This is a genomic window from Sphingomonas bacterium (genome assembly GCF_903644135.1).
GTDB lineage: Bacteria > Pseudomonadota > Alphaproteobacteria > Sphingomonadales > Sphingomonadaceae > Sphingomonas.
The window spans coordinates 1-4,057 of sequence record NZ_CAHJXA010000264.1; the positions used below are offsets into that span (position 1 = coordinate 1).

Genomic DNA, 4,057 nt, shown 5'->3' on the forward strand with positions numbered 1-4,057 from the left:
GATCGGCGGGCTGTACGCGCCCGGCATCCCGGTCGCGCGGCTGCGCTCGGGCGGGATCGACAGCGTACCCTCGCCGACCTTTGCGACACCGACGACGCTGGACGTGGCGATCGTCGAGCGAGCCTTCCTGCCCCAACCCGCCGCGACGCCGACGACGGGACCCGGCCGGTGATCGACGCCGACTATCGCCCCTTCCGCCAGCCGCTGGCCCCCGGGCGGGCGCGGGCGATCCCGTGGCTTTCGGTGGTCGCGGGGTCGTTGCTGGCGACGCTGCCGCTGGTCGTGACCATACCGATCCTGCCGCCGTTCGGGCTGCTGATGCTGCTCGCCTGGCGCTTGATCGCGCCGTTCGCGCTGCGGCGCTGGGCAGCAGGGCCGCTCGGGCTGTTCGACGATCTGGTCAGCGGTCAGCCGCTCGGCAGCGCGGTGCTGCTCTGGTCGCTGTGCTTCCTGGCGATCGAGCTGGTCGAGCAGCGATTGTTGTTCCGCGAGTTCTGGCAGGACTGGCTGATCGCCGCAGGCGCGGCCGCCTTCTGCCTCATCGCCGGGCGGTTCATCGCCGTCCCGCTGGCGGCGCATGTCGACGCCATTGTCGGCGTGCAGGCGGCGGCGACCGCCCTGCTCTTCCCGGTCGCAGCCCGGCTGGTCGCGTGGATCGACGCCAAGCGGGGCATGGTATGAGAAGGCCTTGGGTATGATCGAGGGCAGCTTCGTGTCCGAGGCAAGCCACTCGTTCAGCTTCTCGCGCCGTGCCTGGCTGCTCGGCATCGGCCAGAGCGCGGTGGGGGTCGCGCTGGCGGCGCGGATGGGCTGGCTGGCAGTGGCGCAGAACAAGCACTTCACCCAGCTGTCGGAGAGCAACCGCGTCAACCTGACCCTGGTGCCGCCGCGCCGCGGCTGGATCGTCGATCGCAACGGTGTGCCGATCGCCAACAATCGCACCAGCTTCCGCGTCGACATTATCCCCGACCGGCTGGAGGATCGTGAGCAGGTGCTGGCGACGCTCGCCCGCCTGCTGACGCTGACCCCGGAGCAGATCGCGCGGATCGGCATCGATCTCGACAATGCCGCCGGGTTCCAGCCGGTCCAGATCGCCGACAAGCTGAACTGGGAGCAGTTCGCCGCCGTCAACGTCCACCTGCCCGAGCTGCCCGGTGTCGCTCCGTCGCAGACCTTTGCGCGCCACTACCCGGCCGGCGCGGCGGTGGCGCACCTGACCGGCTATGTCGGCGCACCCACCGCCGACCAGTACAAGGCGACGCACGAGGCACTGCTGGTCGTGCCCGGCTTCAAATTGGGCAAGGACGGGCTGGAGAAGACGCTGGAGCCGGCGCTGCGCGGGACCCCAGGGGCCAAGCGCAACGAGGTGACCGCGCGCGGCAAGCTGATCGCCAGCCTCGCCACCCGGCCTGGCACGCCGGGCGGCAATCAGCGGCTGACGATCGACGTCGGCCTGCAGGAATATGCCGCGCGGCGGCTCGGCACCAACTCGGGTTCGGCGGTGGTGATGGACTGCCAAACCGGCGAGATCCTGTCGCTGGTGTCGATGCCCGCCTATGATCCCAACAGCTTCTCCGACGGGATCAGCCACCTCGAATGGAACATGCTGTCGCAGGACGATCACGTGCCCTTGATGAACAAGGTGACGCAGGGGCTGTACCCGCCCGGCTCGACGGTGAAGCCGATGCACGCGCTGGCGTTGCTGGAGGCGGGGGTGCAGCCCAGCGACGGCGTCGTCTGCACCGGCTCGATCCGCGTCGGCACCGGCACCTTCCACTGCCATGCGAAGCACGGTCACGGTCATGTCGACATGAAGCGCGCCATCGCGCAGAGCTGCGACATCTATTTCTTCGAGATGGCGCGCCGGCTCGGCTATGACCGCTTTGCGCCGATCGTCCGTCAGATGGGGCTAGAGCAGAAGTTCGACCTGCCGCTCGCCGGCCAGCGCTTCGGCACCGTGCCCGACAGCGCCTGGAAGATGCGGCACTACAAGCAGCGATGGACCGTCGCCGATTCGATCAACGCCTCGATCGGTCAGGGCTATGTGCTCGCCAACCCGCTGCAGCTCGCGGTGATGGCGGCGCGGATCGCGTCGGGGCGGGCGATACAGCCCCGGTTGCTGGCCGGTAATGTCGGCCAACCGCCGCTGCTGCCGTTCGACCCCGCGCATCTCGACATCATCCGCGCCGGCATGGACGCGGTGGTCAACGGCGGCGGCACCGGCGGCGCGGCACGGCTGGCGATCCCTGGCGTTCGGCTGGCGGCGAAGACCGGCACCGCGCAGGTCCGCCGCATCACCATGGCGGAGCGCGCCCATGGCGTGCTCAAAAACGGTGCCCTGCCGTTCAAGCTGCGCGATCATGCCCTGTTCGTCTGCTTCGCGCCGGCCGACAATCCGCGCTATGCTGCCAGCGTCGTGCTGGAACATGGCGGCCATACCGTCCGCGCGCTCGACACACCGGGTGTCGGCCGCGACATCATGACCTATCTCCTCGACCGCGACCGTGCGCTCGCCAGCCTGGCGGCGCTGGAGCCGGAATGGGGCGGCGACATCACCACGCGCATGGCGGCGCAGGCGGCGGCGTACAAGGCGGCGCAGGCCCCGACCGCCGCCGCCGAGGCGACCAAGACCGACGCGGTCGTGCCGACGGACTCGTCCGCGGTGGAGAACGCCACCGACGCCGCCAACTCGCAGGCGGCGGCGCTGCAGGCGAGAGGCCCGGGCGGCAACAGCGTCGCCGAGGACGGCACCACCGAGCAGGACGAATGAGGGGCAGGCTCGGCTTCGTACCCGAACCGGTCGCGCAACTGCCGTGGCGGGTGATCATGATGGTGCTCGCCATCGGCTGTTTCGGGCTGGTGGTCCTCTATTCGGCGGCGGGCGGCAGCGTGCGGCCATGGGCGTGGTCGCAGGGCATCCGCTTCTTCGCGTTCCTCACCGCCTCGATCATGCTGTCGCGCGTGCCCGAGCGGATCTGGAAGGCGGGAGCGTTGCCCGCTTACGGCCTGCTCGTCCTGGCGCTGGTCGCGGTGGAGCTGCTCGGCAAGATCAGCGGCGGGTCGCAACGCTGGCTCGACCTGGGGCTGATCCGCCTTCAGCCCAGCGAGCTGATGAAGCCGGCGATCATCCTCGCCCTTGCCCGCTTCTACGACATCCTGCCAATCGCCGAGACCCGCCGCTGGTCCGGCATCTGGCCGGCGGCGGCGCTGATCGGCGTGCCGGCGGCGCTGGTGATGCTGCAGCCCGACCTCGGCACCGCGATCATGATCGGCGCGGGCGGCGTCGTCATCATGTTCCTTGCCGGCGTGCCGCTGCGGCTGTTCGTCGCGGGCGTGCTGGCGGTGGCGGTCGCCGCGCCGCTCGCGCTCAGGTTCGCGCTGCACGACTATCAACGCAACCGCATCCTGATCTTCCTCGATCCCGAGAGCGACCCGCTCGGCACGGGCTATCATATCAGCCAGTCGAAGATCGCGATCGGCTCGGGCGGCCTGCTGGGCAAAGGCTTCCTCCACGGCACCCAGAGCCAGCTCGACTATTTGCCCGAGCGCCAGACCGACTTCGTCTTCGCGACCATGGCGGAGGAATGGGGACTGGTCGGCGGCGTCCTGCTCATCCTGTTCTTCTTTCTCGTGATCCGCTGGGCGATGGGGGTCGCCGGGCGCGCGCAGGGTCGCTTCGCGCGGCTGACCGCGGCCGGGCTGGCGACGACGATCTTCTTCTACGTCGCGATCAACCTGGCGATGGTGATGGGCATGGCCCCGGTGGTCGGCATCCCGCTGCCGCTGGTGAGTTTCGGCGGCTCGGCGCAGATGACGGTGCTGCTGTCGCTCGGCATCCTGATGTCGATCGACCGCCAGAACCGCCGTACCCCCGGCTGGTAGCGCAAAAAGGGTTTGCATCGCCCGCCCGCGATGCTAACCGCCCGCTTCCGATCGCGGACGGCCTGCCGCCCCGCCGGTCATGGACGCATAGCTCAGTTGGTAGAGCAGCTGACTCTTAATCAGCGGGTCCTTGGTTCGAGCCCAAGTGCGTCCACCAATCTTTTCAACGACTTAC

3 protein-coding genes and 1 tRNA gene are annotated in these 4,057 nt (G+C 69.3%); all 4 read left to right on the forward strand.

Translation table 11 applies throughout. The annotated features are described in order from the left end of the window. Nucleotides 1–171 precede the first annotated feature (171 nt). Nucleotides 172–681 carry a rod shape-determining protein MreD gene (gene mreD / locus HUU96_RS12560; protein WP_174293109.1) on the forward strand — a complete coding sequence of 170 codons (510 nt, stop codon included), beginning with the start codon at nt 172–174 and terminating at the stop codon, nt 679–681. A gap of 13 nt (nt 682–694) precedes the next feature. Further along, the gene (gene mrdA / locus HUU96_RS12565; protein ID WP_174293110.1) at nt 695–2,770 is read left to right on the forward strand and encodes a penicillin-binding protein 2; all 2,076 of its coding nucleotides are present in this window, start codon (nt 695–697) and stop codon (nt 2,768–2,770) included. Next, nucleotides 2,767–3,882 (forward strand): rod shape-determining protein RodA, encoded by a 1,116-nt coding sequence (rodA, locus tag HUU96_RS12570; protein WP_174293108.1) that lies wholly within the window; start codon nt 2,767–2,769, stop codon nt 3,880–3,882. Before mrdA ends, rodA begins: the two co-directional genes overlap by 4 nt. Before the next feature lie 81 nt (nt 3,883–3,963). Then, a tRNA-Lys gene (locus HUU96_RS12575) sits at nt 3,964–4,039 on the forward strand. The last annotated feature ends 18 nt before the right edge of the window (nt 4,040–4,057 follow it).

Bases quoted from the DNA above. Each gene is read 5' to 3' on its own strand.
- mrdA (WP_174293110.1), top strand. From the start codon at position 695: ATGATCGAGGGCAGCTTCGTGTCCGAGGCAAGCCACTCGTTCAGCTTC.
- rodA (WP_174293108.1), top strand. From the start codon at position 2,767: ATGAGGGGCAGGCTCGGCTTCGTACCCGAACCGGTCGCGCAACTGCCG.